Below are 26,131 nucleotides of genomic sequence, written 5' to 3' on the forward strand. Positions count from 1 at the left end.
TCATGGGGTGCTCCTGTCGGGCGGGGAGGTGGACGGCACGGGGGACGAGGGGACGACGGGGGGCACGCCGAGCGCGTCGAGCAGCCCGCGGCGCAGCGCCACGAACCCGGGGTCCGCGGGGTCGCGGTGGGTGACCGGGGTGTCGAGCGCGATGCGCCCGGCGTCCAGCACGACGACCCGGTCGGCCAGCACGATCGCCTCGTCGACGTCGTGCGTGACCAGCAGCACCGCGGGCCGGTGCCGCGCGCACAGGTCGCGCAGCAGGGCGTGCATGCGGGTGCGCGTGAGGGCGTCGAGCGCGCCGAACGGCTCGTCGGCCAGCAGCAGCTGCGGCTCGCGCACCAGCGAGCGGGCCAGGGAGACGCGCTGCTGCTCACCGCCCGACAGCTCGGTGGGCCAGGCGCGCTCGCGGCCCGCGAGCCCGACCTCCGCCAGGCGCTCGACGCCCAGGTCGTGCGCCCCCGGGCCGCGCAGGCCGAGCACCACGTTGTCGAGGACCCGCGCCCACGGCAGCAGCCGCGAGTCCTGGAACACGACCGACACGCGCTGCGGCACGGCGATCGTCCCGGTGCCGTGCACGTCGTGGTCGAGGCCGGCCAGCGCGCGCAGCAGCGTGCTCTTGCCCGAGCCGCTGCGCCCGAGGATCGCCACGAACTCACCGGCGGCGATCGTCAGGTCCAGGCCGCGCAGCACGCGTCCGTCGCCCTCGCCCAGGCCGTACGCCCGGACCAGGTCCTGCACGCGCACCGAGCCGTCGTCGGTGGTGACGCGCTCGTCGGCGAGCACCCCGTGCGCGGGTGCCGGCACGGCCGAGCGGACGGGGACGCGGGTGTCCTCCGTGGGGCCGGGTGCGGTCAGTCCGCCAGGGTGCGTCGCCACGACAGGGCCCTCCTCTGCACGAGCCGGACGAGCAGGTCGGAGCCGTAGCCGAGGATCCCGTAGAGGACGAGGCCGACGACGATCACGTCGGTCTGCCCGTACGTGCGGGCCAGCTCCATCATGTAGCCGATGCCGGCGGTGCCGTTGATCTGCTCGACGACGACGAGCGCCAGCCAGCACCCGGTGACGGCGAACCGCAGCCCCAGCAGGAACCCCGGCAGGGCGCCCGGCAGCACGACCCGGGTGAGGAACCCCCACCGGGACAGGCCGACGGTCTCGGCGAGCTCGACGTACCGCGCGTCGATGGTCCGCAGCCCGTTGTGCGTGTGGATGTAGACCGGGATGAGGACGCCCAGCAGGATCGTGACGACCTTCATCGTCTCGCCGATGCCGAGCCACAGGATCAGCAGCGGCAGCAGCGCGAGGCTCGGGACGGCCCGCTTGAGCTGCACGGGCCCGTCGACGACCGCCTCGCCCCAGCGGCTGAGGCCGGCGACCACGGCGAGGACCGTCCCGGCCAGGACGCCGAGCACGAGCCCGGACAGCGCGCGCCCGGCCGACACCGCCAGGTGCTCCTGGAGCCGCCCGTCGGCGACCAGCCCGGCGCCCGTGGTCACGACGGTCCAGGGCGCCGACAGCGTGCGGGTGTCGATCAGGCCGACGGCGGAGCCGAGCGACCAGACCGCGAGCAGCACGCCCAGGCCGATGGCCGGGCCGCCGCGCAGCGGCCGCCCGGGGCCGAGGCGACGGGAGCCGCGGGTGCGGCGCCGTGCGGGCACGGCCGGTGCGGCCGTGCGGGCGGCGGGCCGGCGGGTCAGGCCGTGGGGGAGGGACAGGGTCGACATCAGCCGGCCTCCTTCGCGCGGTAGTCCGCCGCGGCCTGCGCGACGACGGGGGCGAACCGCTCGTCCCACAGGTCGGCCGCGTCGAGCACCTCGTTGCCGGTGGCGGCGGCCAGCAGCTCGACGGTCTCCTGGTGCCGGGCGATGTGCTCGGCCCAGTCCTCGGGGATGTCGGGGTCGCCGGCGCGCTCGACCAGGTAGTCCGCGTCCTGCGGGCTCAGGCCCTGGTCCTTCACGTAGTACCCGGCCTTCCACTCCTCCGGGTGGTCGTGCACCCAGAGCTTGGCCTGCGCCCACAGCTGCACGTAGGCGCGCAGCGCGGCGGCCTTGGCGGGGTCGTCCAGCACGGACGTCGGCACGTAGAGGTGGCTCGGGTCGTCGCGCAGGCCGTGCCGCACGGTGTGCGCGCCGTCGGCGCCGTACTTCTCGAGGTACCGCGCGATCTGGACGCCGCCGATGGGGGCGATGTCGACCTCGCCGGCGGCCAGCGCGGTCGGGTAGACGTCGCCGTTGCTGGGCAGCTCGACGAGCGTCACGTCGTCCGTCGTGAGCCCGGCCGCCTCGAGCGCGCGCAGCACGATGACGCCCTGCGCCTGCCCGGGCGAGTACGCGATGCGGTGGCCGGCGAAGTCCTCGAGCGACTCGACGTCGTCGACGTCGGGGCCGACCCCGAACTCGTAGACGGGGTTCTGCTCCCAGTCCTCGCGGTAGACCGCCGCGACGATCTTGACGTCGAGCCCGGTCCACTCGGCGTGGATGGGCGGGATGTCCGCGACCGCGCCGACGTCCAGGGCGCCGGCCCGGAACGCCTCGCTCGTCTGCGGGCCGCCGGACAGGTTGGCCCACTCGATGGTGAAGCCGAGGTCCGCGTCGAGGTCGTCGCCCGCGATCTCGACGGCCTTCTGCGTGGTGGGGTCGCCGACGACCAGCGTGGTCCCGGCGGGCACCGCCGTGGGCAGGGCGGACGGGGCGCCCGTCGCGGCGGGGGCGTCGGCCACGGCGTCGCCGGCGCACGCGCCGAGCAGGGCGGGCAGCAGCGCGGCGGCGGCGAGCGCGGCGAGCCGGCGGCCGCGGGCACGAGGGCGGGCGGAGGGCGGGGCAGCGGTCCGACCGGTGCGCGGGCCGGGGGGTGCGAGGGGCATGACGGGCCTTCCGGGCAGGGTGCGGCTGCCGGGCGCGAGGTGCGCGCGGCGGTGACGGGTGGTGCGGGCACGCCGGGCCCGGGCGTCGGCCCGCGGGTGGTGGGCGTGACGGCCGGAGGACGTGCCGGGATCAGGGGCGGGGACCGGTGGGGCCGGTGACCGCGGGACCGCGCGGCCGGGTGGCGGCGGGGTCCGGGGCGCTGGTCAGCGACAGCTCGGGGCCGGGCACGACCGACACGCGCGGGACCGCAGCACGAGGGCTGCGGGGTGCGTGGGGGTCGGTGCGGGCATGCGTCGACAATTGCATACCGGATCAGTCGGGAATAACCCCGTGATCGCATCCTGAGACGTCGGGGGCGCGACGCGCCCCGGGATCCTCCGTGCCACCCGCGGCGCACGGCCGCACCGGCTTGCTCCCGGCCCCCCGACGTGTCGTACTAGCCGCAGGTCCGTGGCGTGCGCGCCGCACCGCGACACGAGGGAGGGCGTGACCCATGGCGGAGACCGACCGGGTCGAGCTGGTCGACGAGGACGGTCGGGCGACCGGCACGACGACGGTGGCCGACGCCCACCGCGCCCCGGGACGGCTGCACCGCGCGTTCTCGGTCGTCCTCACGCGCCCCGACGGCCGCGTGCTGCTGCAGCGCCGCGCGCTGACCAAGCTGCGGTTCGCCGGGCTGTGGACCAACTCGTGCTGCGGCCACCCGCTGCCCGGGGCCGACCTGCACGACCGCGCCGCCCTGCGCGTCCGCGAGGAGCTGGGGGTCGAGCTGGTCGACGCCCGCGAGGTCGGCACGTTCCGCTACCGCGCGCCCGACGACGTCTCCGGCCACGTCGAGTGCGAGTACGACCACGTGCTGGTCGGCCGGTACGAGGGCGAGCTGGCCCCCGACCCGCTCGAGGTCGACGGCACCGAGTGGGTGACCCCGGCCCGGGCGCACGAGCTCGTCGCCGCCGGCCTCGTCACCCCGTGGTTCGCCGACGTGCTGCGCGTGGTGGACGGCGCCGCCGTCGAGGCCTGAGCGCGCCGACGCCGGTCAGGACCCGACGGTCCACCACGTCTGCGCGTCGGGTGTGAAGGTGCTCCCGGTGCGCTCGCCGGCGCCCCGGAGCAGCGCACCCGTCGCCGCGTGCAGCAGCCGCACCCGCGACCCCTCGCGCCAGGCGCCACCACCCTCGACGACGACGCGCCACACCGCCGGGCCGGTCGGTCCGTCCGCGTCCGGCGCCCCGGGCGGTGCGCCCGTCGCCGTCGGCACCAGGCCGTCGGGGTCGAGGGTCAGGGCGGCGGGTGCGTCGCCTCCCGCCGCCAGCAGCACCACGGCGCCGTCCGCCAGGGCGCGGCCCGCGCGCGGTCCGGTCGGCGTCCACGTCGTCGTGCCCTGCGCCCGCAGCGCCGGCCCACCGCCGTCCAGGACCAGCCGGCGCCCCGTCGCGACGTGGACCAGGGCGAGCGCCGCACCCGACCGCACCGCGGCGGCCGGCCGCCGCGAGGCGCTCGGCAGCGGCGGCGGGGTCCGGGGCCGGTAGGCGTGCGCGAAGAACCCGCGCCACAGCCGCCCGTCGTCCGTACGCCAGCCGTCGGCCGTCCCGTGCAGCGTGACCTGGCGCCGCGGGACGTTGGGGTCCAGCACCGTGAGCGTCACGGCCCCGGTCGTGGGGTCGCGGACGAACCCCGTCGCCACGACCTGGTGGTTGTCCCCGGACCGCACCAGGGTGCGCGCGACGACCAGGCCGAGCACCACCGGGCGGCCCTCGGCCAGCGCACGCAGCACGCGGGGCAGCGCGCGGCGGGTCCGCGTGCGCACGCCGGCCAGCGGCCCGACGTCGGCGTCGGGCAGCACGGACCACGTGAGGAACCGCAGCGCGGAGGCGGTGCGGAACGAGTCGAGCTGGCGGGCCCGCAGGTGGTCCGCCACGAGGTGCCCGTCGGGCGGCACCCGCCCCGGGGCGAACAGGGTGGGCGGCCAGGACGGCGCGTCCCGTCCGGCCGTCAGGTGGTCGAGCACCGAGTACGACATGCCACCGCACCGGCCGGCCGTCCGCACCCGCACGCCGCCGGGCAGGGTGGCGACCGCGTTGACGAAGCCGTTGCCGAAGGCGTAGCCGGCCCGGCGCGCGTCGACGGCGGTCCCGACGGTCCGCCCGGTCGCGGTCGCGCCGCGGCCCGCGCTGGTCCCGCCGGTGCTCGTCCCACCCGTGCTGCCGGTCGTGTCGGTCACGTCGCCTCCCGGCGCCCACCCTCACACACCTGCGGCGCTCGCACGGCGCACGCGGCGCACGCGCCGACGCCCCCGGAGGGTGGCCTCCGGGGGCGTCGGTGGGTCGGACGGGTGGGGCGGTGTCAGGAGATCGCCGCCTCGACCTCCTGGACGAACTGCTCGGCGGCCTGCTGCGGCGTCATGCGGCCGAACAGCACCTCGGCGTTCAGGCGCTTGACGATCTCCGTGACCTGGCCGGCGCCGACCGGCGGCACGACCGGGCCGTCGACGATCTCGTCCTCGAGGGAGGACAGGAACTCCGCGGCCTGCTTGTCCGTGTCGGCGAACTTCTCGGTCACCGCCGCGCGCACCTCGGTGTTGGCGGGCAGGCCGCGGTCGGACAGCAGGATCGCGCCGGCCTCGGGGTCGTTGAGCAGGAAGTCGACGAGCTTGGCGGCGGCCTCCGGGTGCTCGGACCTCGAGGACACCGAGTAGTACATGGCGGGCTTGAAGTACATGCCGGTGCGGTCGAACTGCGACTCGCCGGGCACGCGCAGCAGCTGCAGCGGACGGCCGGACGCGTTGGCCAGGGCGGTGAGCTGGTTGGACCAGAACCACGCCATCGCGCCGGTGTTGGTGCCGACCAGCGACTGCTCGGGCCCGCCCGCGTCGACCTCGACGGTCTTCGCGGCCTCGGGCTGGCCGCCGGCGGCCTGCATGTCCAGCGAGTGCTGCCACCACTGCGCCAGCAGCTCGGGCTCGAAGCCCAGCGCGCCGTCCTCGTCGTACAGGGACTGGTCGTGCTGGCGCGCGAGGATCGAGAAGCCCGGCTCGTTGAACCCGTAGTCCTGCGCCCCGTAGACGGCGCCGCCGGACTTCTCGGTGATCTCGTTGGCGATCTCGACGTAGTCCTCCCACGTCCAGGTCGTGTCGTCGGGCATCTCGACGCCCGCGTCGGCGAAGGCCTGCGGGTCCGCGACGACGGAGTACACGTTGACGCCGGTGGCGATGCCGTAGACCGCGTCGTCGATCGTGCCCGACTGCAGGATGGTGTCGTCGATCTTCGAGGTGTCGACGTCCAGCGCCGACAGGTCCGCGAGCACGCCCTTGGCGGCGTAGTCCGCCAGGTAGCGCTCCTCCTGCGTGATGACGTCGGGCGCGTCGCCGCCCGCGACCGACACCGACAGCTTGTCGAAGTAGCTGCCCCAGTCGGTGTAGTCGGGGACCACGGTGATGGTGGGGTTCTTCTGCTCGAAGAGGTCGATGACCTCCTGCGTGAGCGTGTGGCGGGTGTCCGAGCCCCACCACGACCAGCGGATGGTGACCGGCTCGTCGGGGTCGGCGGCGTCGGACGTCGCACCCCCGCCGGTGTCGGCGCTGCCGCCCTGGGCGCAGGCGGTGAGGGCGAGGGCGGCGGCCAGCAGGCCGGCGGTCAGGCCGGCGGGCCGTCGGCCGCGTCGGGTGCGAGGGGTGCGCATGTCTCTCCTAGGGGTGAGCAGGACGGCGGTGTCCGTCACGACGGCCCGCCCCGGCCGGGCGCCGGGTCGGGGTGGGGAGGTGCTACTTGATGCCCGTCGTGGCGATGCCCTTGACGAGGTACTTCTGACCGAGCAGGAACACGAGGAAGATCGGCAGGATCGAGACGATCGACATGGCGAACATCGGGCCCCAGGAGCTCTGGCCGGTGGAGTCGATGAACGTCCGCAGCGCGATGGGTGCGGTGTACATGTCGGGGTTGGTGAGGAAGATCAGCTGGCTGAAGAAGTCGTTCCACGTCCAGATGAACGTGAAGATCGCCGTGGTGGCGAGGGCGGGCATCGCCAGCGGCATCATGATCCGCAGGTAGATGCGACCGTGGCCGCAGCCGTCGAGCCGCGCCGCCTCGTCCAGCTCGCGCGGGATGCCGCGGAAGAACTGCACCATGAGGAACACGAAGAACGCGTCGGTGGCGAGCAGCTTGGGCACGATGAGCGGCAGGAACGTGTTGATCCAGCCGAGCTGGGAGAACAGCACGTACTGCGGGACGATCACCACGTGGATCGGCAGCATGATCGACATGAGCATGATGGCGAACCACACCCGGCGGCCGCGGAACTCCAGGCGCGCGAAGGCGTAGGCGGCCATCGAGCAGGCCACCAGGTTGCCGACCAGCGACCCCAGCACGACGATCGCGGAGTTGAGCATGTAGTGGCCGAAGGGGTGGAGCAGCGCGTTCCAGCCCTCGGTGTAGTTGGCCAGGTCGATCTGCGTGGGGATGATCGACACGTCGCGGAAGATGAGCTCGCTCGGCTTGATCGAGCTCACCAGCAGCCAGATCAGCGGGTAGACCATCGCCACGGCCAGCGCGACGAGCGCCACGTGCTTGCCGGTGGACCGCAGCCGGCGCGGCCACGGCGAGCTCTGGCGCCGGGCCGGGCTCTCGGCCGCGAGGGCGGAGGTGCGCGCGGCGAGGCCGGCGTCACGGGGGGCAGGGGGGTGCGGATCTGTGCGCACGCGGACCTCAGTCATCGTAGAAGACCCAGAACTTCGAGGCGAGGAAGTTGATGGCCGTCAGGACGGCCACGATGACCACGAGCAGCCACGCCATCGCGGACGCGTACCCCATCTCCAGGGACGTGAAGCCCTTCTGGTACAGGTACAGCGTGTAGAACATGGTCGAGTCGGCCGGGCCGCCGGTGCCGCCCGAGACGACGAACGCCTGCGTGAACGACTGGAACGCGCCGATCACCTGCAGGACGAGGTTGAAGAACACGATCGGCGTGAGCAGCGGCAGCGTGATGTGGACGAACTGCCGGACGCGCCCGGCGCCGTCGATCGAGGCGGCCTCGTAGTACATCTCGGGGATCTGCCGCAGGCCGGCGAGGAAGATGATCATCGGGGCGCCGAAGGTCCACACGTGCAGGATCACCAGCGTCCACAGCGCGGTGTCGGGGTCGGACACCCAGCCGCGCCCGGGGACGCCGAAGAATGCCAGGAACCCGTTGACCAGGCCGTCGACGCCGAAGATCTGGCGCCACAGGATCGCGATGGCGACCGACCCGCCGAGCAGCGACGGCAGGTAGAACACCGAGCGGTAGAACGGCAGCCCGCGCATGCCGCGGTCGAGCAGCATCGCCAGCCCCAGGGCGACGACGAGCTGCAGCGGGACCCCCGTGAGCACGTAGGTGAACGTGACCCGCAGCGCGTTGTGCAGGCGGGCGTCGTCGAGCATCCGCGCGAAGTTCTCCAGGCCGACCCAGCTGGGGTCGGTCAGGAGGCTGTAGTCCGTGAAGGACAGGTACGCCGAGGCGACCATGGGCCCGACGGTGATGAGGAAGAGGCCGGCGAACCACGGTGCGAGGAACACGGCCGCCGCGCGGCCGTCCCCTCGTCGCAGCGGGGCGCGGCCCGGCGGGCCCTGGGGCCCGGGGCGCGCCGCGCGGCGCAGCTCGGAGACCACGGACATCGTCGATCACCTCTTCGTGCTCGGCCCGGCCCCGTCGCGTCGTCGCGGCGGAGGCTGCGGGGCGCGGCCCGGTTCCGCGGTGCTGCGTCGATGCGCTTCACCCGGAACTGGAAACCGGTTCCCGGCCGGGACGCTACCACGCGTAATGTCCGGTGGGAACCGGTTTCTCGTGGTGTAGGGTCCCGACCAGAGTGCCGGGTCCGGGTGCCACGACGGCGTGGCCCACGCCGACCCGCCCGACCCGCAGGAGGCCGCAGTTGACCGCACCCCGGCCGCAGACCCGGCGACCCCGGGGCACGGCGACGATCGCCGAGGTCGCGGACGCCGCCGGCGTCTCGCGCGCGACCGTGTCCCGCGTGATGAACGGGCACGACACCGTCGACGCCGACCTGGTCGCGCGCGTCCGTGAGGTCGCCGACCGACTGCACTACCGCCCCAGCAACGTCGCCCGCAGCCTGTCGCTCGGCCGCACCGAGACCGTCGCGGTCGTCGTGCCCGACCTGGCCAACCCGATGTTCCAGCAGGTGCTGCGCGGCGTCGCGACGGCCGCCGGCGAGGCCGGCTACCGCGTCCTGGTCGCCGACACCGCCGAGCACGCGGGCGAGGAGGAGCGCGTCGTGGTCGACGCGCGCATGCGGTGCGACGCGCTCGTCCTCGTCTCGCCGCGCATGCCGGAGCGCGCGCTGCGCGCGCTGCTGCCCGAGGTGCGGCCCGCGGTCGTCGTCAACCGCGCCCCCGACGGCACCACCCCCACGCTCGAGATCGACTACGCGCACGGCATCGGCCAGATCGTCGAGCACCTGCTCGCGCTCGGGCACCGGCACCTGCTCTACCTCGCCGGGCCCGTGGAGAGCGCGTCGCACCGGCGCCGGCTCGAGGCGCTGCGGGCCGCCGCGGCGCACCGCGCGGACGTCCGGCTCTCCGAGATGCCCGCCGGCGCCACCGTCGAGGCCGGGTACGCGGTCGCCGAGGACGTGCTGGCCGCCCGCCCCACCGCCGTCGTCGCCTACAACGACCTGGTCGCGTTCGGGCTGCTCGCGCGCCTCAACGAGATCGGCGTCGCGGTGCCCGGGGACCTGTCGATCGTCGGGTTCGACGACGTCGAGCTCGCGCGCTTCGCGACGCCCTCGCTCACCACCGCCGCCGTCCCGCAGGCCGAGCTCGGCCGCCTCGCGTGGCAGCACCTGCGCCCCCTGCTCACCGGGGAGGACCCCGTGCCCGATCCCGTCCCGATCCGGCCGCGCCTCGCCGTGCGCGCCAGCACCGGTCCGGTGCCGCCGTCCGTGCGCCTCGCCCGGACCGCCCTGCCCGGCGGTGCGCAGCCCGCCGACCCCGCCCCGCTGCGGGACGTCGCGTGGCACCTCGCGCCCGGCACGGCCGCGCACGACGGCGCGGAGCCGCACCCCGGTGCCGGCGTGCCGACCGCCGAGCTGCTGGGCACCTGGTCGGGCGCCGCGCCCGGGGAGCTGCCGCTGGCGCGCTACGTCACCGGCGCCGACGTGCCGCCCGTGCACGCGCCGCGCCCCTACCTGCACCCCGTGCACACCCCCGGCGGGACGTCGCTCACCGACGTCAGCCCGGTCGACCACCGGCACCACTACGGCATGTCCTTCGCCGTGCCGGTCGTCAACGGGACGTCGTACTGGGGTGGGCGCACGTTCCTGCGCGACGAGGGCCCCACGCTGCTGCCCAACCACGGCCGGCAGGTCCCCACGGCACGCCGCGCGGCCGGCGCCGCGCTCCACGAGGACCTCACGTGGCTGGACGAGGCCGGCCGCCCGCTGCTGCGCGAGGAACGCACCCTCGACGCCGCGCCCTGGCCCGACGCCCTGGCGTGGGCGCTGCGCTGGCGCAGCGTGCTGCATGCCGAGCACGGCGCCCTGCGGATCGAGAGCCCCGCCACCAACGGCCGCCCGCAGGCCGGGTACGGCGGGCTGTTCTGGCGGCTGTCGGCCGCCGACACGACGTCCGTCCTCGGCGACGGGCTCGCGGGGGAGGCGGCGGTCCACGGGTCGCGCTCGCCGTGGCTGGCGTTCGTGCAGCGCCGTGAGCTGGCGACCACGACGCTGCTGCTGGTGCAGCCGCCGGCGCAGGTGCGCCCGTGGTTCGTGCGCGTCTCGGAGTACCCCGGCGCCGGGCCGTCGCTCGCGTGGGACCGGGTCTGCGACGTCCCGGACGGCGGCACGCTCGACGCCGGGCTGGCCGCCGTGCTCGTGGACCGGGCGCTGTCCGCCGACGAGGCCGCCGACCTGGCCGCCCGGGCCTGGGCATGAGCGCCGCGGCGCGCATCGCCGTCGTCGGTGTGCACGGCCACGGCAGCAGCCACCTGCGCACCGTGCGCGACCTCGCCGCCCGCGGCCGGGCGGTGCTGCACGCCGTCGTGGACCCGCGACCCGTCGCCGGCACCGCGCTGGCGGCCGACGGTCCGCAGGGGCCCCTCGTGCCGGCCGCCACACCCTGGTACGCCGACCTCGGTGCGCTGCTCGGCGCCGACCCGCCGGACGTCGTCGTGCTGGCCACCCCGATCCACACGCACCTCGACCTGGCGCGGTCCGCGCTGCTCGCCGGGTGCGACGTGCTGCTCGAGAAGCCGACCGCCGCCTCGCTGGCCGAGCACGACGCGCTCGTCGCGGCGGCGGCGGACGCCGACCGCCGCTGCCAGGTGGGGTTCCAGACGTTCGGGTCCGGTGCCCTCGCGGAGCTGGCGCGGGTCGTCGCGAGCGGGGAGCTGGGGGAGGTCACCACGGTCGCCGCGGTGGGGACCTGGGTGCGGACGTCCGCGTACTACGCCCGCTCGCGCTGGGCGGGTCGGCGCACGCTCGACGGGGTGCCCGTCGTCGACGGCGTGGTCACCAACCCCCTCGCGCACGCGGTGGCGTCCGCGCTGCTGGTCGCCGGTGCCACGCGCGCCGCCGACGTGCTCGACGTCGAGACGGACCTGTGGCGCGCGCACCCCATCGAGGCGGACGACACGTCGTCCGTCGTCGTGACCCTGGCGGGCGGGCGCCGCGTCGCCGCCGGTCTGACCCTGTGCGCACCCGAGCGCGCGGACGCCGCGGTCGTGGTGCGCGGCACCGAGGGCAGCGCCACCCTGCTGTACGAGCACGACGACCTGCGGATCACGTCGCACCGCGGGACGCGCAGCGTGCGGGCCACGAGGACCGACCTGCTGGAGAACCTGCTGGCCGCCCGGCTGGACCCCTCGGCCCGGCTGAGCTGCGACGTGGCGGACACCGGGGCGTTCATGGCGGTCCTCGACGCGGTCCGTGCCGCCCCGGAGCCGCGGCCGATCGCCGCCGAGCACGTCACGTGGCAGGGCGACGGACCGGACGCCCACCCGGTGGTGCACGACGTCGTGGCGTGGTGCGACCGCGTGGGCCGCGAGTCCGCCACCTTCACCTCCCTCGGCGCCCCCTGGACCCGCTGACCCGGCACCGACCCGACGCACGCGCGGGACCCGCGCAGCGGGTCAGCGGACGTAGAGGCGGGGCTGGGCGGGCGGGGTGAACGGGTCGCCCAGGAAGTACGACGGGTGCGGCGGCTGGTTGTAGGCCGTGTTCTGCCAGGCCAGCGCGACGCGGTACATCGAGTCGTGCAGCAGGGTCGGCAGGCGGTACGACGTCACGACGGGTGTGGCGTAGATGCGCAGCGCGCCCTCGTCGGACCGCGCCCACACGACCTCCTCGCGCCAGTCGCCGAGGATGTCGCCCGACAGCACCGGCGTGGCCTTGGTGCCGTTGTTCGACCGCACGTCGGCGCCGGTCAGCAGGCGCGTGTCACCCCCGGGTCCGTACTTGTCGATCCGCGTCTGGTCGAGCAGCTCGCGCACCGGGTCGCCGTCCCACCAGGCCAGGAAGTTGGCCGACGACGGCTTGCGGCCCACGGACGCACCGGTGGCGGCGTCGCGCAGGTCCGCCTCGGCCGACGACCACGCCTCGGCGCCCGGGCTGCCCGCCCACACGTCACCGGCCACGCCCCGCCCGTTGTCCGCGCCGGCGCCGCTGCGCCACAGGGTCTGGCCCGTGCGCGCGTCGGCCACCCACATGTTCGGCTGGTTCGTCGCCTCGGTGACCTTGAAGTACTCCAGCCCGGGCCGCGACGGGACGAGGTCACCCACGTGCCCGGCGTCGCCGTGGCCGGTGCCGTTGACCCACAGCCCGCGGCCGTCGTCGTCGATGGTCGACGCGCCGTACACGACCTCGTCGCGCCCGTCGCCGTCGACGTCCGCGACGGACAGCGAGTGGTTGCCCTGGCCGGCGTACGCCGCGTTGCCCGGCGTGGAGCTGGACGAGTCGAAGGTCCACCGGCGCGTCAGGCGCCCGTCGCGGTAGTCCCACGCCGCGACGACGGTCCGCGTGTAGTAGCCGCGCGCCATGATGATCGAGGGCCGCTGCCCGTCGAGGTACGCGGTGCCGGCGAGGAAGCGGTCGACCCGGTTGCCGTAGGAGTCGCCCCAGCCCGACACGGTGCCGCGCGGTGGCACGTAGTCCGTCGTCGCGCCGATCGCCCCGGTGTCGCCGCGGAAGACCGTGAAGTACTCCGGGCCCGAGAGCACGTAGCCCTCGGCGTTGCGGTGGACGGCGTTCGCGTCGCCGATGACCTGACCGGTGCCCGACCGCGTGCCGTCGGCGGTCTTCACCGCGACCTCGGCCCGGCCGTCGCCGTCGCCGTCGTAGACCTGGAACTGCGTGTAGTGCGCGCCCGCCCGGATGTTGCGGCCCAGGTCGATGCGCCACAGCCGCCGGCCCTGCAGCGTCACGCCGTCGAGGTAGACGTTGCCCGTGACGCCGGCCTGGCTGTTGTCCTTCGCGTTCGACGGGTCCCACTTGACGACGAGGTCGAGGTCGCCGTCGCCGTCGAGGTCGCCCACGGAGCCGTCGTTGACGGCGTGGTCGGACGACGGCCGCTGGAGCGGCACGTCGAGGTAGCCGTCGTCGAACGTCAGGGACGGGGCGGACGCGGGCTGCTCGGCACCGCCCGCCACGGCTCGCACGGTGTACCGCGCGCCCGGGGACACCGCGGTGTCGAGGTAGTTCGTCGAGCCGGTGACCGGGGACGACGTGATGCGCGTGCCGTCGCGGTACACGTGGAAGCCCGTCGTGCGGTCCTCCCAGCCCAGCAGCCGCCACTGCACGAGGTTGCCGGTGCCGGACCGCACGGAGATCAGCCCGCGGTCGACGTTCTCGAGCTGCCGGGAGCCCGCGACGGGCGTCGTGGGGACGGGGACCGGCGCGGCCGTGGGGGACGGCGTGGGCGTGGGCGTGGGGTCGCGTGTCGGCTCCGGCGTCGGCGTCGGCACGTCCGTCGGGGACGGCGTGGGCGCGGACGACGTCGGGGCGGCCGAGCCGGTGCAGGTCGTGCCGTCGAGCGCGAACGACGTCGGCGCGGGGTTGCTCCCGCCGGACGTGCCGTTGAACCCGAACGAGAACGTGCCGCCGCTCGCGACGCCGCCGTTCCACGACGCGCTGGTCACGGCGACCTGGGCGCCGGACTGCGTCGCGGTGCCGTTCCAGGCCTGCTGGACGGTCTGGCCACCGGTGAAGGCCCAGGTCAGGGTCCAGCCGTCGAGCGCCTCGCCGAGGTTGTCGACGCGCACGTCGGCGCCGAACCCGCCGGGCCACTGGTGGGTGACGGTGTACGTGACCCGGCACGCCACCGCGGCGGACGCCGCCGGGGCGGTGGCGACGGTCGCGACCGTCGCGGCCGCGGCCAGGACGGCGAGGGCAGGGAGCGTCCGACGTGGCATGGCTGAGCCCTCCGGGGGTCGTCGCGCGGCGAGGGCACCGGTCGCTGCTGCGCTGCAGCGCCCGGTGCCGTGCCGAACGTACGGGCGAGCGTTTCCCCACGCAGGGCGTCGAAACATTTCACCGGGGGAGCCGCCGTGGCGGGCTCCCCGGCGGCGGGCGGTCGGCGCGGGCGGGTCGACCGTCCTCCGGACCGGGGCCCGACGCATGGCAGGCTGGGGCCGTGCGTACGTCCCCGCCCGCGATGCTGCCCGTGGAGACCGCCGGTGGCGGGCACGCATCGGCGCTACTGTGCCAGGAGCGGCTCACGGTGGAGCCCGGTCCGGTCGACGACCAGGTGGAGGTGAGCCCCGTGCCTGCCGCTGCGCGTGCACCGATGCCCTCGGGACCCGGCCGCCCGGCACACCTCCGTGCCCGGGGGGACGCCCGGTGAACGCGCGCCCCCGCCCGCCGGCCATCACCGACGTCGCCAGCGCCGCGGGCGTGTCGTACCAGACGGTGTCGCGCGTCATCAACGACCACCCCAACGTCGCGACGGACACCCGTGAGCGCGTGCTCGACGCCATGCAGCGCCTCGGGTACCGCCGCAACATCGCGGCGCGCGCCCTCAAGACGCGCCGCACCGGGGTGTTCGGCGTCGTCGCGTCGGGCTCGCACCTGTTCGGCCCCACGCGCACGCTGGTCTCGATCGAGCAGGCCGCACGCGCCAAGGGCCTGTTCGTGTCCCTGGCGACGGTCGACCTGCAGCACAAGGACGAGGTCACGGCCGCGATCGAGCACCTGCTCGACCAGGGCGTCGACGGCATCGTGGTCGTCGCGTCGCACGACGAGGCCGCCGCGGCGGTGCTCGAGTCGACGACGCAGGTGCCGGTGGTCGTGGCGGGGCGCGCCGCCGGGGAGCACACGCTCGCGGTGGCGATCGACCAGGAGGCGGGGGCGAAGGTCGCGACCCGGCACCTGCTGGACCTGGGGCACCGCGACGTGCTGCACCTGGCGGGGCCGGCGCCGTGGGTCGACGCGCGGGCGCGGGCCGTGGGCTTCCGCGAGACGATGGCCGCCGCGGGGCTCGCACCGCGCACGCTGTGGGCCGACGACTGGAGCGCGGAGGTCGGATACCTGGCCGGTCAGGAGCTGGTGGCCCGCGTCCGTCGGCGGCGTTCCACCCTGCCGACTGCGATCTTCGCGGCCAACGACCTGCTCGCGCTCGGCATGATGCACGCGCTCGCGGACGCGCGGCTGAACGTGCCGCACGACGTGTCGGTGGTCGGGTACGACGACGGCGACGGGTCCGCGCACTTCGTCCCGCCGCTGACGACGGTCGCCCAGGAGCTCGAGGAGCTGGGCTACCGCTGCGTCGAGCTGCTGCTCGCGGCGCGGGACGGGACCGCGACGTCGTCCTCCGTGGCGGTCTCGCCGCGGCTGCTGGTGCGGGAGAGCACGGCGCCGCCGCGGGACCCGGCGCGCGTGCTGCTCTGACGGCGCGCGGGACGAGGAGGCAGGCCGTGGCGCGATGTGATCGCTCACACGAGCCGCCGTCCGCCCCGCGGTTTGGGTGTGTGGCCTGCGCCGACGCTCGTGATCGAACCGCAACCGGAGACCGTTGACGTGTCCGTTGAGAACGTTCACACTCGACGCGTCACACGCATCCCTGGACCGGTCGACGACGACGTCGGCCGCGCTGCTCGAGGAGGAGTTGCATGAAGGGCATCAACCGCGCGCGGACCGGCATGGCCGGTGTCGTCGCGACGTTCACGATCCTGGCCCTCGCCGCCTGTGGTGGTGGTTCCGACACGTCGGGCGACGGCGGCGACGGCGAGGACGGCTCCGGTGACGTCATCCGCGTCGGCTTCTCGCAGCTCGGCGCCGAGTCCGGCTGGCGCACGGCCAACACGGAGTCCGTCAAGGAGAGCCTGTCGGAGGAGAACGGCTTCGACCTGACCTTCGTCGACGCCCAGCAGAAGCAGGAGAACCAGATCAAGGCGCTGCGCGACTTCGTCGCGCAGGACGTCGACGTCATCGCGTTCTCGCCGGTCATCGAGACCGGCTGGGACGAGGTCCTGCAGGAGATCAAGGACTCCGGCATCCCGGTCGTGCTCGTCGACCGCACGGTCGACACCACGGTCGACGACCCGTTCGTCACCTGGATCGGGGCCGACTTCAAGCAGGAGGGCACCACCGCCGGCGAGTGGGTCGCGGAGAACGCCCCCGACGCGAAGATCTTCGAGCTGCAGGGCACGCTCGGCTCCGGCGCCCAGGTGGACCGCGAGGAGGGCTTCGGCGAGGTCGTCGGCGACCAGGTCATCGGCAAGGCGTCGGGCAACTTCACCCGCGCCGAGGGCAAGACCGCCGTCGAGGCGGCCCTGCAGGCCTACCCCGACATGACCATGATCTTCACGCACAACGACGACATGGGTCTCGGCGCCATCGAGGCCATCGAGGCGGCCGGCAAGGTGCCGGGCAAGGACATCCAGATCGTGTCCGTCGACGGTGTGCGCGACGGGCTGCAGGCGCTCGTCGACAAGAAGTTCAACTACGTCGTCGAGTGCAACCCGGTGTTCGGCGACCAGCTCGCCGAGCTCATCAAGAAGGTCTACGACGGCGAGGACGTGCCGAAGGAGACCATCGTCATCGACGAGGCGTTCGACCAGACCATCACGCAGGAGACGGTCGACGCCCGCGCGTACTGACACGTGACCGGTGCCCCGGGCAGCAGGTGACCACCTGCCGCCCGGGGTCCGTCCGCAGGAAGGACACCGATGTCCGCACCACTCCCCGGCGGCGCGCGCGACGACGCCCCCGACGACGCGCTCGGCGGCGCCCCCGACGCTGACGCCCCCGACGACCGCGCCCCCGGCCGCCCCACGCCATCCGGCCCCGACGGCGGTGCGCCGGTCGTGCGGATGAGCGGCATCTCCATCTCCTTCCCCGGCGTCAAGGCGCTCGACGACGTGTCGTTCCGGCTGTTCCCGGGCGAGGTGCACGCGCTCATGGGGGAGAACGGCGCGGGCAAGTCGACGCTCATCAAGGCGCTGACCGGCGTGTACGCGATCGACTCCGGGCAGATCGAGGTCGACGGCCGCGACCTGCGGTTCGACGGGCCGAGCCAGGCGCAGGCCGCCGGCATCTCGACCGTCTACCAGGAGGTCAACCTCTGCGCGAACCTCACCGTGGCCGAGAACGTGATGCTGGGCCACGAGGTGCGCCGCGGACCGTTCATCGACTGGCGGGCCACCCGCCGCCGCGCCGCCGAGTTCCTCGCGCGCCTCAACCTGGACCTCGACCCGCGCTCCATGCTCTCGTCGCACACCATCGCCGTGCAGCAGCTGTGCGCCATCGCCCGCGCGCTCGTCGTCGACGCCAAGGTGCTCATCCTCGACGAGCCGACCTCCAGCCTCGACAACGCCGAGGTCGCCGAGCTGTTCCGTGTGGTGCGCCGCCTCAAGGACGAGGGCGTGGCCGTCCTGTTCGTCTCGCACTTCCTCGACCAGATCTACGAGATCTCCGACCGCGTGACCGTGCTGCGCAACGGCCGGTTCGTCGGTGAGCACCGCATCGAGGACCTGCCGCGGCGCGAGCTCATCGCCGCGATGATCGGCAAGTCCGGCGACGCGCTGGCCGGCATCGAGGAGAAGGCGCGCTCGACCATCACGATCCACTCCGAGCGCGAGACGCCGTTCCTCACGGCCGTCGGCCTCGGCAAGTCCGGCTCCGTGCAGCCGTTCGACGTGAACCTGTACGCCGGGGAGATCCTCGGCGTGGCGGGCCTGCTCGGCTCGGGCCGCACCGAGATGGCCCGGCTGCTGGCCGGCGCCGACCGCCCCGACGCCGGCGAGGTCCGCGTCCAGAGCGTGCTCACCCGCCTGACGTCGCCGCTGGCCGCCCTCGCCCGCGGGATCGCGTACTCCACCGAGGACCGCAAGAAGGAGGGCATCGTCGCCGACCTCACGGTCCGCGAGAACATCGCCCTCGCCCTGCAGGCCCGGCGCGGCACGTGGCGTCCCCTGCCGCGCCGGCAGCTCGACGACGTCGTCGCGAAGTACATCACCGCCCTGCAGATCAGCCCGCCGAACCCGAACGCGCTGATCCGCAACCTGTCGGGCGGCAACCAGCAGAAGGTGCTGCTGGCCCGGTGGCTCGCCACCGCGCCGCGTCTGCTGATCCTCGACGAGCCGACGCGCGGCATCGACGTCGGCGCCAAGGCCGAGATCCAGAAGCTCGTGACCGAGCTGGCCCAGGACGGCATGTCCGTCGTCTTCATCTCCTCCGAGCTCGAGGAGGTCCTGCGCCTGAGCCAGCGGCTCGTCGTCATGCGGGACCGCGAGAAGGTCGACGACCTCGTCAACACCGACGACGTCACGACCTCGACGATCCTCGAGACCATCGCCGCGACCGTCCCCCCGAGCGGAGCCCACGCATGACCCCCACCACCCCCGCGCCCGTCCCCACGGGGTCCCGCGGTGCCGCCGTCTGGCGTGAGGTCAGCCACCACGGCCTGTTCTGGCCGCTCCTCGCGCTGGTCCTGCTGATCCTCGCCTGCGGTGCGGCGAGCCCCGGCTTCCTCGACGTCACGGTCCGTGACGGCCACCTGTTCGGCCAGCTCGTCGACCTGCTGCGCAACAGCGCGACGCCCCTGCTGCTGGCGCTGGGCATGTGCCTCGTCATCGCGACCGGCGGCATCGACCTGTCCGTCGGGGCGGTCATGGCGATCGCGCTGGCGGTGTCGCTCACGTACCTCGACAACGCGGCCGACCCGCGGTCCGTCGCCACGGTCCTCACGGCCATCGTCCTCGGGCTCGCCGTCGGGGCGCTCGGCGGGGCGTTCAACGGGGCGATGGTCGCCGGGCTGGGGATCCAGCCGTTCATCGCGACGATGATCCTCATGGTCGCCGGGCGGGGCATCGCGATGCTCATCACCCAGGGGCAGATCACCACCGTGACGAGCCCGCCCTTCAAGACCATCGGCTCCGGGTTCGTGCTGGGTGTGCCGACGCCGGTCGTCATCGCGCTCGCGGCGTTCGTGGTCGTCGCGGTGGTGGTGCGGCGCACCGCGCTGGGGATGTTCCTCGAGTCCATCGGCATCAACCGTGAGGCCAGCCGGCTCGCGGGCGTCCGGTCCCGGCGCACCACGTGGACGGTCTACGTCATCGCCGGTGTGCTCGCCGCACTGGCCGGCCTGGTCTACGGCGCACCGACGATGGCGGCCGACGCCAACAACATCGGCCTGATGAAGGAGCTCGACGCGATCATGGTCGTCGTGCTCGGCGGCACCAAGCTCGACGGCGGCCGGTTCTACCTGGGCGGGCTGCTGGTCGGCGCGATGCTGCTGAGCACCCTGGAGCGGGCCGTCATCATCTTCCAGCTGCCGTCGCAGACCACCCCGCTGTTCAAGGCCATCGTGCTCATCGCGGTGTGCGTGGCGGCGTCGCCGACGCTGCGCGCGATGCTGCGCGGACGTCGACGGGCCGACCGGGAGAGCACCCCCGCCGCCCCGGTGGAGAAGACGACCGCCGCGGAGGTGACGGCATGAGCACCGACGAGATGGTCCGCGCGCCGCGCACGTCCCCGACGGTGGTGACGCGGGCGCGACGCGCGCTCAGCGGACTCGACCGCCGGTTCCTGCCCGTGCTGGGCACGCTGCTCACGCTCGCGCTGATGCTCGGCATCGGGCAGCAGCGGTACTCCACCGAGCGCGTCGACTTCGTCAGCATGAAGCTGCTGTCGAACCTGCTGGTCGACAACTCCTACCTGCTGGTGCTCGCCGTCGGCATGACGTTCGTGATCCTCACCGGTGGCATCGACCTGTCCGTCGGGGCCGTCGTCGCACTCGTCGGGCTGTCGATCGCCGAGATGTTCACCGCCGGGCTGCCGCTGCCGGTGGTGCTGGTCGTCGCCGTGCTGATCGGCACGTCGTGCGGCCTGCTCATCGGCGTCATGGTGCAGGTGTTCGACATCCAACCCTTCATCGCGTCGCTCGCGGTCATGTTCCTCGCGCGCGGCCTGGCCAACGTCATCAGCGTCAACTCGCTGAAGATCGACGACGAGGGGTTCTCGGCGCTGGCGGCGTGGAGCCTGAAGTTCGGTGAGGGGCGTCAGATGTGGCGCATCAACGCCAGCATGCTCATCGCGCTGGCGGTGCTGCTGATCGCGTTCATCGTCCTGCACTACACGCGGTTCGGCCGCTCCGTGTACGGGCTGGGCGCCGGCGACGGGGGAGCGGCCGTCAACCTCATGGGCCTGCGGCCCGCGCGCACACGGGTCTGGGTGTACGTCATCTCCGGCACGTGCGCCGGCATCGCGGGCGTGCTGTTCGCGCTCTACACCAAGTCCGGGTTCAACCTCACCGGCATCGGCATGGAGCTCGACGCGATCGCGGCGGTCGTCATCGGCGGCACCCTGCTGTCCGGTGGTGTCGGGTTCGTGCTCGGCACCGGCGCGGGGGTGCTGGTGTACGGGCTGATCCAGGTGCTCATCGCCCGGGAGGGCCTGGACTCCTGGTGGACCCGGGTCTTCATCGGCGTCGTGCTGCTCGCGTTCGTCATCCTGCAGCGGGTGCTGGCGGTCCGCCGCCGCTGAGCCGCAGCCCTGCCCCGAGCCCCGAGTCCCGCGAGAGGTCGGTCCAGCCCTCCCAGGCGCCGCGAGAGGTCGGTCCAGCCCTCCCAGACGCCGCGAGAGGTCGATCCAGCCCCGTGCCGGATCGACCTCTCGCGGGTAGGGAGGTGTCCGGGCGGTCAGGCGTAGGCGGCGACCGTGCGGGGGCCGACGGCCTGGCGTGCCCGGGCGGCCGCGCCGGTCGTCGCCAGCAGGCTCGCGACGCCCCACAGGACGAGCGCGACCACGGCGCCGAGCAGCGACGCCGACGACTCGTCGACGATCGTGCCGAGGGCGTCGGCCGTGGGCGCCAGGGGCAGCCAGCCGACGACCGACCCGACCCAGGCGGGCACCGTCGCGGCCAGCCCGGCCACGAGGTACACGAACGCCGCCACGACGGCGACGATGCGGCCCGCCGTGCCGAACCACGCACCCACCGCCTGGTGGAACGCCGCCAGGGCGACCGCGGCCAGCGCACCGACCGCCGTCAGCCCGAGCGTGCGGCCCAGGCCCTGGTCGGTCAGACCGCCCGCGAGGGCGCCGACCGCCGCACCGGCGACCGCCGACACCGCCGCCGGCAGCGCCAGGGCGGCCGCCGCCTGGGCGAACGCCGAGCGGGTGGACCCCGCGACGCGCACCGGCAGCGGCCGGAACACGAGGAAGAGCACGAGCGCACCGACCCACAGGGCGACGGCGACCAGCACGGACACCTGGCCCAACGGCGCCGACACCGAGGTGGACGGCGCGGCGACCGGGGCGGTCACGACCTGCGCCAGAGCGGCGCGCTCGTCCTCGGGCGTGGTCGGGAGCTGCTCGACCGCCTGGCCGAGCCCGGTGCCGAGCTCCGCCGTGCCGTCCGCGAGCTGCGCCGCGCCGGCGTCGGTCTGCCGCACGCCGTCGGCCAGCTGCGTGCTGCCCTCGGCGAGCTGCTCGGCACCGCTGTCGAGCTGGGCGACACCCGCCGCCAGCTGCGACGACCCGCCCGCGAGCTGGGAGGCGCCGCCGGCGAGGTCGGAGGCGCCGCCGGCGAGGTCGGAGGTCCCGGTCGCGAGCTGGTCGAGGCCGTCGGCGAGCTGGGTGGCGCCGCCGGCGAGCTGCTGCGTGCCGGAGTCGACCTGGGCGGCCCCGCCCGCGAGCTGCTGGAGGCCGGCCACGAGGCCGGGGTTCTCGGCGGTGCCGTCGCCGTTCACGGCGACCGCGAGACCCTGCGCGAGCCCGGCCGCGCCGTTGACCACGCTCTGCGGGTTCTGCACGTCGAGCTGCGCCTGCAGACCCAGCAGCTGACCGACCGCGATCATGCAGGTCGGCGTGGTCTGGGACTGCGGCGGCGCCGAGGTGTCGCACGCGTTGGCGGCGACCAGCTGCTGGGTCGAGGACAGCAGCCCCTCGACCAGCTGACGCGTCCCGGTCGAGAGCCCGTCGGCGCCGCCGACCAGCCGCGGCAGGCCCTGCGTCGGGTCACCGGCGGCCGCCGACGTCGCGGCCAGCCCGCCCGCGAGCTGCGACGTCCCCGTCGCGAGCCCTGCCGCACCGGTCGCCAGCTCCCGCGCCCCGGCGGCGGACTGCGCGGCCCCGCCGGCCAGCTGCTGGGCACCACCGGCCAGCGCGCGCGCACCGCCGGCCAGCTGCTGCGTCCCGGTCGCGAGCTCGTACGACCCTCCGCGCAGCTGCTGGGTGCCGTCGGCCAGCGCGGTGGCACCGCCTGCCAGGCCGTCGGCGCCGGTGGCGAGCTGCCCCGTGCCGTCGGCGAGCCGGGCTGCCCCGTCCGCCAGCTGCGTGGCACCGTCGGCGGCCCCGCCGAGCTGCTCGCTGAGCGTGGAGAACCCGACGAGCACGTTCTCGACGTACGTCGTGGTCAGCTGCTGCCCCAGCACCCGCGTCGCCGTCGTCGTCACGGTCGAGGTGACGGCCTGGTCGACGGCGGTGGCCCCGGGGGGCGACGTGATGTCGATGGTGGCCTGCTCGGGCTTCCCGTCGCCGGACGCGAACGACGTGGCGGCGGCCGAGAAGTTCTCGGGGATCGTCACGACGGCGGCGTAGGTCCCGTCGGCCAGGCCGGCGGTCGCATCGGCCTCGTCGGTGACGACCCAGTCGTAGTTCGCGTCGACCTCGGACCCCTCGACGAGGGCGCCGGCGAGCTGCCGGCCGAGCGGCGTGTACTGCCCCTCGAGGGTCACGGGCTCGTCCTCGTTGACGACGGCGGCCTGCACGCGCGGCAGCCCGTCGGCGGGTGCCCACGCGGCCGCGAGCAGCAGCACGACGAGCGCGATCGGTGCCGCGAGGGCGACGACGACGGCGGGCCAGCGCCGGACGGACGGGCGGGACACCGGGGTGCGGGACATCGGGGTTCCTTCCTGCGCGCTCACGCGAGGACGCCGGTCTGCGGCGCGAGGGTGGTCACGGGGGTGCCGCTGGGCAGCAGGTCGTCCGCGGGGCCGGTGCCGACGACGCCGAGCAGGAGCGTCGCCCCCGCGTCGACGGCGCGGGCGAGCGCCGCCGCGAGGTGCGCCCGCTCGTGCGGGTCGGTGACGAGGTCGGTGCGGTCGACCGCCAGGACGGCCGGCCTCTCGGCCACCGCCGCGTCGAGCGCGTCGACGCCCTCGGTGCGCAGGTCGACGTACCCGACCCGGCGCCGCACGGCGGCCGCCCGCACGGGCAGCAGGTAGCCGTCGACCTTGAGGTCGCCGCCGGCGGGTGCGAGGCGCCCGGCGACGGTGAGCAGGAGCGCCGCGACGCGGGCCGGCTCGTCGGCGTGCGCGACGAGCGCGTCACCGCGGCGCACCGCGAGGTCGAGCACGTCGCTGCCGTCGCCCGCGGCCAGGCGCAGCCCGCGCGCGGCCACGACGACCTCGGGGTCCTCCGGCCACCGCGACATGCTGAGCTCGCGGTGCAGGGCCTCGCCCTCCACGTCGAACGACGGCAGCACGCGGTCCAGCCGGCGCGGCATCCACCACGCGCGGTCGCCGAGGATCTGCAGGACGGCCGGGACGAGCGTCATCCGCACGATGAAGGCGTCGACCGCGACGCCGACGGCCAGCCCCAGGGCGATCGGCTTGATGTTGATGTCGCCCTCGGGGACGAAGGCGAAGAACACCGCGACCATGATGACCGCGGCGGCCGTGACCACCTTGGCGGACCCGACGAACCCGCTGGCGATGGCGCCGCGCGCGTCACCGGAGTGCACGTAGTCCTCGCGGATGCGGGACACGAGGAAGACCTCGTAGTCCATCGCCAGGCCGAAGAGCACGCCCATGAGGACGATCGGCATGAACGAGATGATCGGGCCGAGCTTGGCGACGTGCAGCAGGTCGGCGCCGATGCCGTGCTCGAACACAGCCGTCACGACGCCGAACGCCGCGGCCACCGACAGCAGGTACCCGAGGGTGGCCTTCAGCGGCACGGCGATCGAGCGGAACACCATCGTCAGCAGCACGAGCGACAGGCCCACGACGAAGACCGCGAACGGCAGCAGAGCCGCCCCGAGCTTGGCGGACACGTCGATGCCGACGGCCGTGAACCCGGTGACCGACAGGTCGAACCCGTACTCCTCGAGCAGCTGCGGGCGCAGCTCGCGGATGGCGTTGACCAGCTCGGCCGTCTCCGGGTCCGTGGGCCCCGTGGTGGGCACGACCTGCACGATGCCGGTGTCGATGGACGCGTTGGGCGTGGCCAGCGGGACGTCCTCCACCCCGGGCAGGGCGCGCAGCTCGTCGGCGACGTCCTCCATGAGCTGCAGCGGGTCCTCGCTGGTGACGATGCTGCCGGTCACGACGAGCGGGCCGTTGGCGCCGGCGCCGAAGTGGTCGGTGATCCGGTCGTAGGTGACGCGCGCGGAGGAGTCCTCGGGCTGGACGCCGGCGTCGGGCAGGGCGAGGCGCAGGTCGAGGGCGGGGAACGCGAGCGCGAGCAGTGCGCCGACGGTCACCACGACGGTGATCCACGGGCGCGCGGTGGCGAGGCGGACCCAGCCGGCGAAGAACCGGTTGTGGTGCGCGGGCAGGTCCCAGTCGTCGCCCGGCGCGGTGGCGGACGCAGCGGGGGCGCCCGCGGCGGCGGCCGGGGTGCCCGTGGCCGGGGTCGTCGCGGTGCGGCGCGCGCGGCGCGAGGGGCGGGGGCGCAGGCGCTCCCCGGCGAACCCGAGCATCGCGGGCACCAGCGTGATGGACACCAGGACGGCGATGCCGACGGCGACGGCGCCCGCGACACCCATCACGGTGAGGAACGGGATGCCGGCGACCCCGAGGCCGACCAGGGCGATCATCACGGTCAGGCCGGCGAAGATGACGGCGGAGCCCGCGGTCGCGTTGGCCCGGGCGGCGGCCTCCCGCGGTGGCAGGCCGGTGGCGAGCAGCTCGCGGTGGCGCGACACGATGAACAGCGCGTAGTCGATGCCGACGGCGAGGCCGAGCATGAGCGACAGCAGCGGCGTGGTGCTGGTGACCGACGTGAAGGCGGCCGCGACGAGCACGAGCAGGGTGGACAGGCCGACGCCGAGCAGCGCGTTGAGCAGCGGCATCCCGGCCGCGGCGAACGACCCCAGCGTGACCAGCAGCACGACGAACGCGACCGCCACGCCGAGCGCCTCGGTGATCGTCAGGCCGGGGAACTCCTGCGAGAAGAGCTGCCCGCCGATCGTCGCCTCGTACCCGTCGGGCAGCGCGGCGTCGAGGTCCGCGGCGATGTCGCGCAGGCCGTCCTTGACGTCGTCACCGATGGACACGCCCTCGCCCTCGAGCGAGATGGTCACCAGCGCGGCCTCGCCGTCGTCGCTGACCGCGGGCGCGCCGGGCAGGTCGGAGTCGAACGGCGACACGACGGACGTGACGCCGTCGACGTCCTCGAACGCCTCGACGGCGTCGACCACGGCGTCGACCACGGCCGTGTCCTCGACCTGGGCACCGTCCTCGCCGACCACGAGCACCTGCGCGGACGTGCCCGCCGCCTCGGGGAACGTGGCCGCGAGCCGGTCGAGCGCCGCCTGCGACTCGGTGCCGGGGATGGTCACGGAGTTGTCGAGCTTGCCGCCGAGCAGCAGCGCGCCGCCCCCGACCAGCACGAGCAGCGCCAGCCAGGCGGCGACGACGGCGCGGCGCCGGGCGAACGCCGAGCGGCCGAGGCGGTAGAGCGCAGAGGACACAGGGGCTCCTGGGTCGGTGGGGTGAGGAGGACGACGGTGTCCGGTCGGCGCGCGTGCACGACGATCCGATACAGGACTGTATGCGATACACCTCTGTATCGAAACCGCTAGGCTCGCGTCAGACGCACGTCGACCGACACGGGAGGGTGAGGG

General features: G+C 74.5%; 18 protein-coding genes. 8 read left to right on the forward strand and 10 right to left on the reverse strand.

Features of this window, described 5'->3' with window-relative positions; genetic code table 11:
* From BMZ16_RS02915 to BMZ16_RS02925, 3 genes are read right to left on the reverse strand one after another with little or no spacing between them, the layout of a single operon-like run.
* The gene (locus BMZ16_RS02915) at positions 1-879 is read right to left on the reverse strand and encodes an ABC transporter ATP-binding protein (RefSeq protein ID WP_089798083.1); all 879 of its coding nucleotides are present in this window, start codon (positions 877-879) and stop codon (positions 1-3) included.
* On the reverse strand, positions 855-1,724 hold the full coding sequence (locus BMZ16_RS02920) for an ABC transporter permease (protein ID WP_089798084.1): 870 nt from the start codon (positions 1,722-1,724) through the stop codon (positions 855-857). The genes BMZ16_RS02915 and BMZ16_RS02920 overlap by 25 nt, the downstream gene beginning before the upstream one ends.
* Entirely contained in the window at positions 1,724-2,863 is a 1,140-nt protein-coding gene (locus tag BMZ16_RS02925) for an ABC transporter substrate-binding protein (protein ID WP_089798085.1), read from the reverse strand. Before BMZ16_RS02925 ends, BMZ16_RS02920 begins: the two co-directional genes overlap by 1 nt.
* A 494-nt stretch (positions 2,864-3,357) precedes the next feature.
* Here BMZ16_RS02925 and idi point away from each other — a divergent pair, with 494 nt between their 5' ends.
* On the forward strand, positions 3,358-3,885 hold the full coding sequence (idi, locus tag BMZ16_RS02930; protein WP_089798086.1) for an isopentenyl-diphosphate Delta-isomerase: 528 nt from the start codon (positions 3,358-3,360) through the stop codon (positions 3,883-3,885).
* Between the two features lie 15 nt (positions 3,886-3,900).
* On the opposite strand, the gene BMZ16_RS02935 is transcribed toward idi, so the two are convergent.
* From BMZ16_RS02935 to BMZ16_RS02950, 4 genes are all read right to left on the reverse strand, one after another.
* Positions 3,901-5,085: a hypothetical protein gene (locus BMZ16_RS02935; RefSeq protein WP_089798087.1), complete on the reverse strand. Its 1,185-nt coding sequence runs from the start codon at positions 5,083-5,085 to the stop codon at positions 3,901-3,903.
* A 122-nt stretch (positions 5,086-5,207) separates the two neighbouring features.
* The gene (locus BMZ16_RS02940) at positions 5,208-6,542 is read right to left on the reverse strand and encodes an ABC transporter substrate-binding protein (RefSeq protein ID WP_089798088.1); all 1,335 of its coding nucleotides are present in this window, start codon (positions 6,540-6,542) and stop codon (positions 5,208-5,210) included.
* An 82-nt stretch (positions 6,543-6,624) separates the two neighbouring features.
* On the reverse strand, positions 6,625-7,572 hold the full coding sequence (locus BMZ16_RS02945; protein WP_089798089.1) for a carbohydrate ABC transporter permease: 948 nt from the start codon (positions 7,570-7,572) through the stop codon (positions 6,625-6,627).
* Positions 7,565-8,509 (reverse strand): carbohydrate ABC transporter permease, encoded by a 945-nt coding sequence (locus tag BMZ16_RS02950; RefSeq protein ID WP_089798090.1) that lies wholly within the window; start codon positions 8,507-8,509, stop codon positions 7,565-7,567. The genes BMZ16_RS02945 and BMZ16_RS02950 overlap by 8 nt, the downstream gene beginning before the upstream one ends.
* Before the next feature lie 257 nt (positions 8,510-8,766).
* Between BMZ16_RS02950 and BMZ16_RS02955 the strand changes: the two genes are divergently transcribed.
* Positions 8,767-10,782 carry a DUF6807 family protein gene (locus tag BMZ16_RS02955; protein WP_255366316.1) on the forward strand — a complete coding sequence of 672 codons (2,016 nt, stop codon included), beginning with the start codon at positions 8,767-8,769 and terminating at the stop codon, positions 10,780-10,782.
* Positions 10,779-11,936 (forward strand): Gfo/Idh/MocA family protein, encoded by a 1,158-nt coding sequence (locus BMZ16_RS02960; protein ID WP_089798091.1) that lies wholly within the window; start codon positions 10,779-10,781, stop codon positions 11,934-11,936. The genes BMZ16_RS02955 and BMZ16_RS02960 overlap by 4 nt, the downstream gene beginning before the upstream one ends.
* Before the next feature lie 42 nt (positions 11,937-11,978).
* Here the strand turns inward: BMZ16_RS02960 and BMZ16_RS02965 are convergent, their stop codons facing one another.
* On the reverse strand, positions 11,979-14,255 hold the full coding sequence (locus BMZ16_RS02965; RefSeq protein ID WP_089798092.1) for a rhamnogalacturonan lyase family protein: 2,277 nt from the start codon (positions 14,253-14,255) through the stop codon (positions 11,979-11,981).
* A 427-nt stretch (positions 14,256-14,682) separates the two neighbouring features.
* Between BMZ16_RS02965 and BMZ16_RS02970 the strand changes: the two genes are divergently transcribed.
* The 5 genes from BMZ16_RS02970 to BMZ16_RS02990 all read left to right on the forward strand — a co-directional run bounded on the left by BMZ16_RS02970 (position 14,683) and on the right by BMZ16_RS02990 (position 20,826).
* Positions 14,683-15,729, forward strand: a complete 1,047-nt coding sequence (locus BMZ16_RS02970; protein ID WP_255366317.1) for a LacI family DNA-binding transcriptional regulator — start codon at positions 14,683-14,685, stop codon at positions 15,727-15,729.
* A gap of 221 nt (positions 15,730-15,950) precedes the next feature.
* On the forward strand, positions 15,951-16,940 hold the full coding sequence (locus BMZ16_RS02975; protein WP_089798093.1) for an ABC transporter substrate-binding protein: 990 nt from the start codon (positions 15,951-15,953) through the stop codon (positions 16,938-16,940).
* Positions 16,941-17,153: 213 nt separating this feature from the next.
* Positions 17,154-18,671, forward strand: a complete 1,518-nt coding sequence (locus BMZ16_RS02980) for a sugar ABC transporter ATP-binding protein (RefSeq protein WP_089798681.1) — start codon at positions 17,154-17,156, stop codon at positions 18,669-18,671.
* Positions 18,668-19,780: an ABC transporter permease gene (locus BMZ16_RS02985; protein WP_089798094.1), complete on the forward strand. Its 1,113-nt coding sequence runs from the start codon at positions 18,668-18,670 to the stop codon at positions 19,778-19,780. Before BMZ16_RS02980 ends, BMZ16_RS02985 begins: the two co-directional genes overlap by 4 nt.
* The gene (locus tag BMZ16_RS02990) at positions 19,777-20,826 is read left to right on the forward strand and encodes an ABC transporter permease subunit (RefSeq protein WP_089798095.1); all 1,050 of its coding nucleotides are present in this window, start codon (positions 19,777-19,779) and stop codon (positions 20,824-20,826) included. The genes BMZ16_RS02985 and BMZ16_RS02990 overlap by 4 nt, the downstream gene beginning before the upstream one ends.
* Before the next feature lie 155 nt (positions 20,827-20,981).
* Here BMZ16_RS02990 and BMZ16_RS02995 read toward each other — a convergent pair whose 3' ends face one another.
* A complete protein-coding gene (locus tag BMZ16_RS02995) occupies positions 20,982-23,183 on the reverse strand; it encodes a YhgE/Pip domain-containing protein (RefSeq protein ID WP_089798096.1) in 2,202 nt (733 codons plus the stop codon).
* 20 nt (positions 23,184-23,203) lie between these two features.
* Complete coding sequence (locus tag BMZ16_RS03000) at positions 23,204-25,978, reverse strand: MMPL family transporter (protein ID WP_089798097.1); 2,775 nt, start codon at positions 25,976-25,978, stop codon at positions 23,204-23,206.
* Positions 25,979-26,131: the final 153 nt, after the last annotated feature.

Origin of the sequence: Cellulomonas sp. KH9 (assembly GCF_900114185.1) — a bacterium.
Taxonomy (GTDB): Bacteria; Actinomycetota; Actinomycetes; order Actinomycetales; family Cellulomonadaceae; genus Cellulomonas.

Bases quoted from the DNA above. Each gene is read 5' to 3' on its own strand.
- BMZ16_RS02920 (WP_089798084.1), bottom strand. From the start codon at position 1,724: ATGTCGACCCTGTCCCTCCCCCACGGCCTGACCCGCCGGCCCGCCGCC.
- BMZ16_RS02925 (WP_089798085.1), bottom strand. From the start codon at position 2,863: ATGCCCCTCGCACCCCCCGGCCCGCGCACCGGTCGGACCGCTGCCCCG.
- idi (WP_089798086.1), top strand. From the start codon at position 3,358: ATGGCGGAGACCGACCGGGTCGAGCTGGTCGACGAGGACGGTCGGGCG.
- BMZ16_RS02940 (WP_089798088.1), bottom strand. From the start codon at position 6,542: ATGCGCACCCCTCGCACCCGACGCGGCCGACGGCCCGCCGGCCTGACC.
- BMZ16_RS02945 (WP_089798089.1), bottom strand. From the start codon at position 7,572: ATGACTGAGGTCCGCGTGCGCACAGATCCGCACCCCCCTGCCCCCCGT.
- BMZ16_RS02950 (WP_089798090.1), bottom strand. From the start codon at position 8,509: ATGTCCGTGGTCTCCGAGCTGCGCCGCGCGGCGCGCCCCGGGCCCCAG.
- BMZ16_RS02960 (WP_089798091.1), top strand. From the start codon at position 10,779: ATGAGCGCCGCGGCGCGCATCGCCGTCGTCGGTGTGCACGGCCACGGC.
- BMZ16_RS02965 (WP_089798092.1), bottom strand. From the start codon at position 14,255: ATGCCACGTCGGACGCTCCCTGCCCTCGCCGTCCTGGCCGCGGCCGCG.
- BMZ16_RS02975 (WP_089798093.1), top strand. From the start codon at position 15,951: ATGAAGGGCATCAACCGCGCGCGGACCGGCATGGCCGGTGTCGTCGCG.
- BMZ16_RS02980 (WP_089798681.1), top strand. From the start codon at position 17,154: ATGAGCGGCATCTCCATCTCCTTCCCCGGCGTCAAGGCGCTCGACGAC.
- BMZ16_RS02985 (WP_089798094.1), top strand. From the start codon at position 18,668: ATGACCCCCACCACCCCCGCGCCCGTCCCCACGGGGTCCCGCGGTGCC.
- BMZ16_RS02990 (WP_089798095.1), top strand. From the start codon at position 19,777: ATGAGCACCGACGAGATGGTCCGCGCGCCGCGCACGTCCCCGACGGTG.
- BMZ16_RS02995 (WP_089798096.1), bottom strand. From the start codon at position 23,183: ATGTCCCGCACCCCGGTGTCCCGCCCGTCCGTCCGGCGCTGGCCCGCC.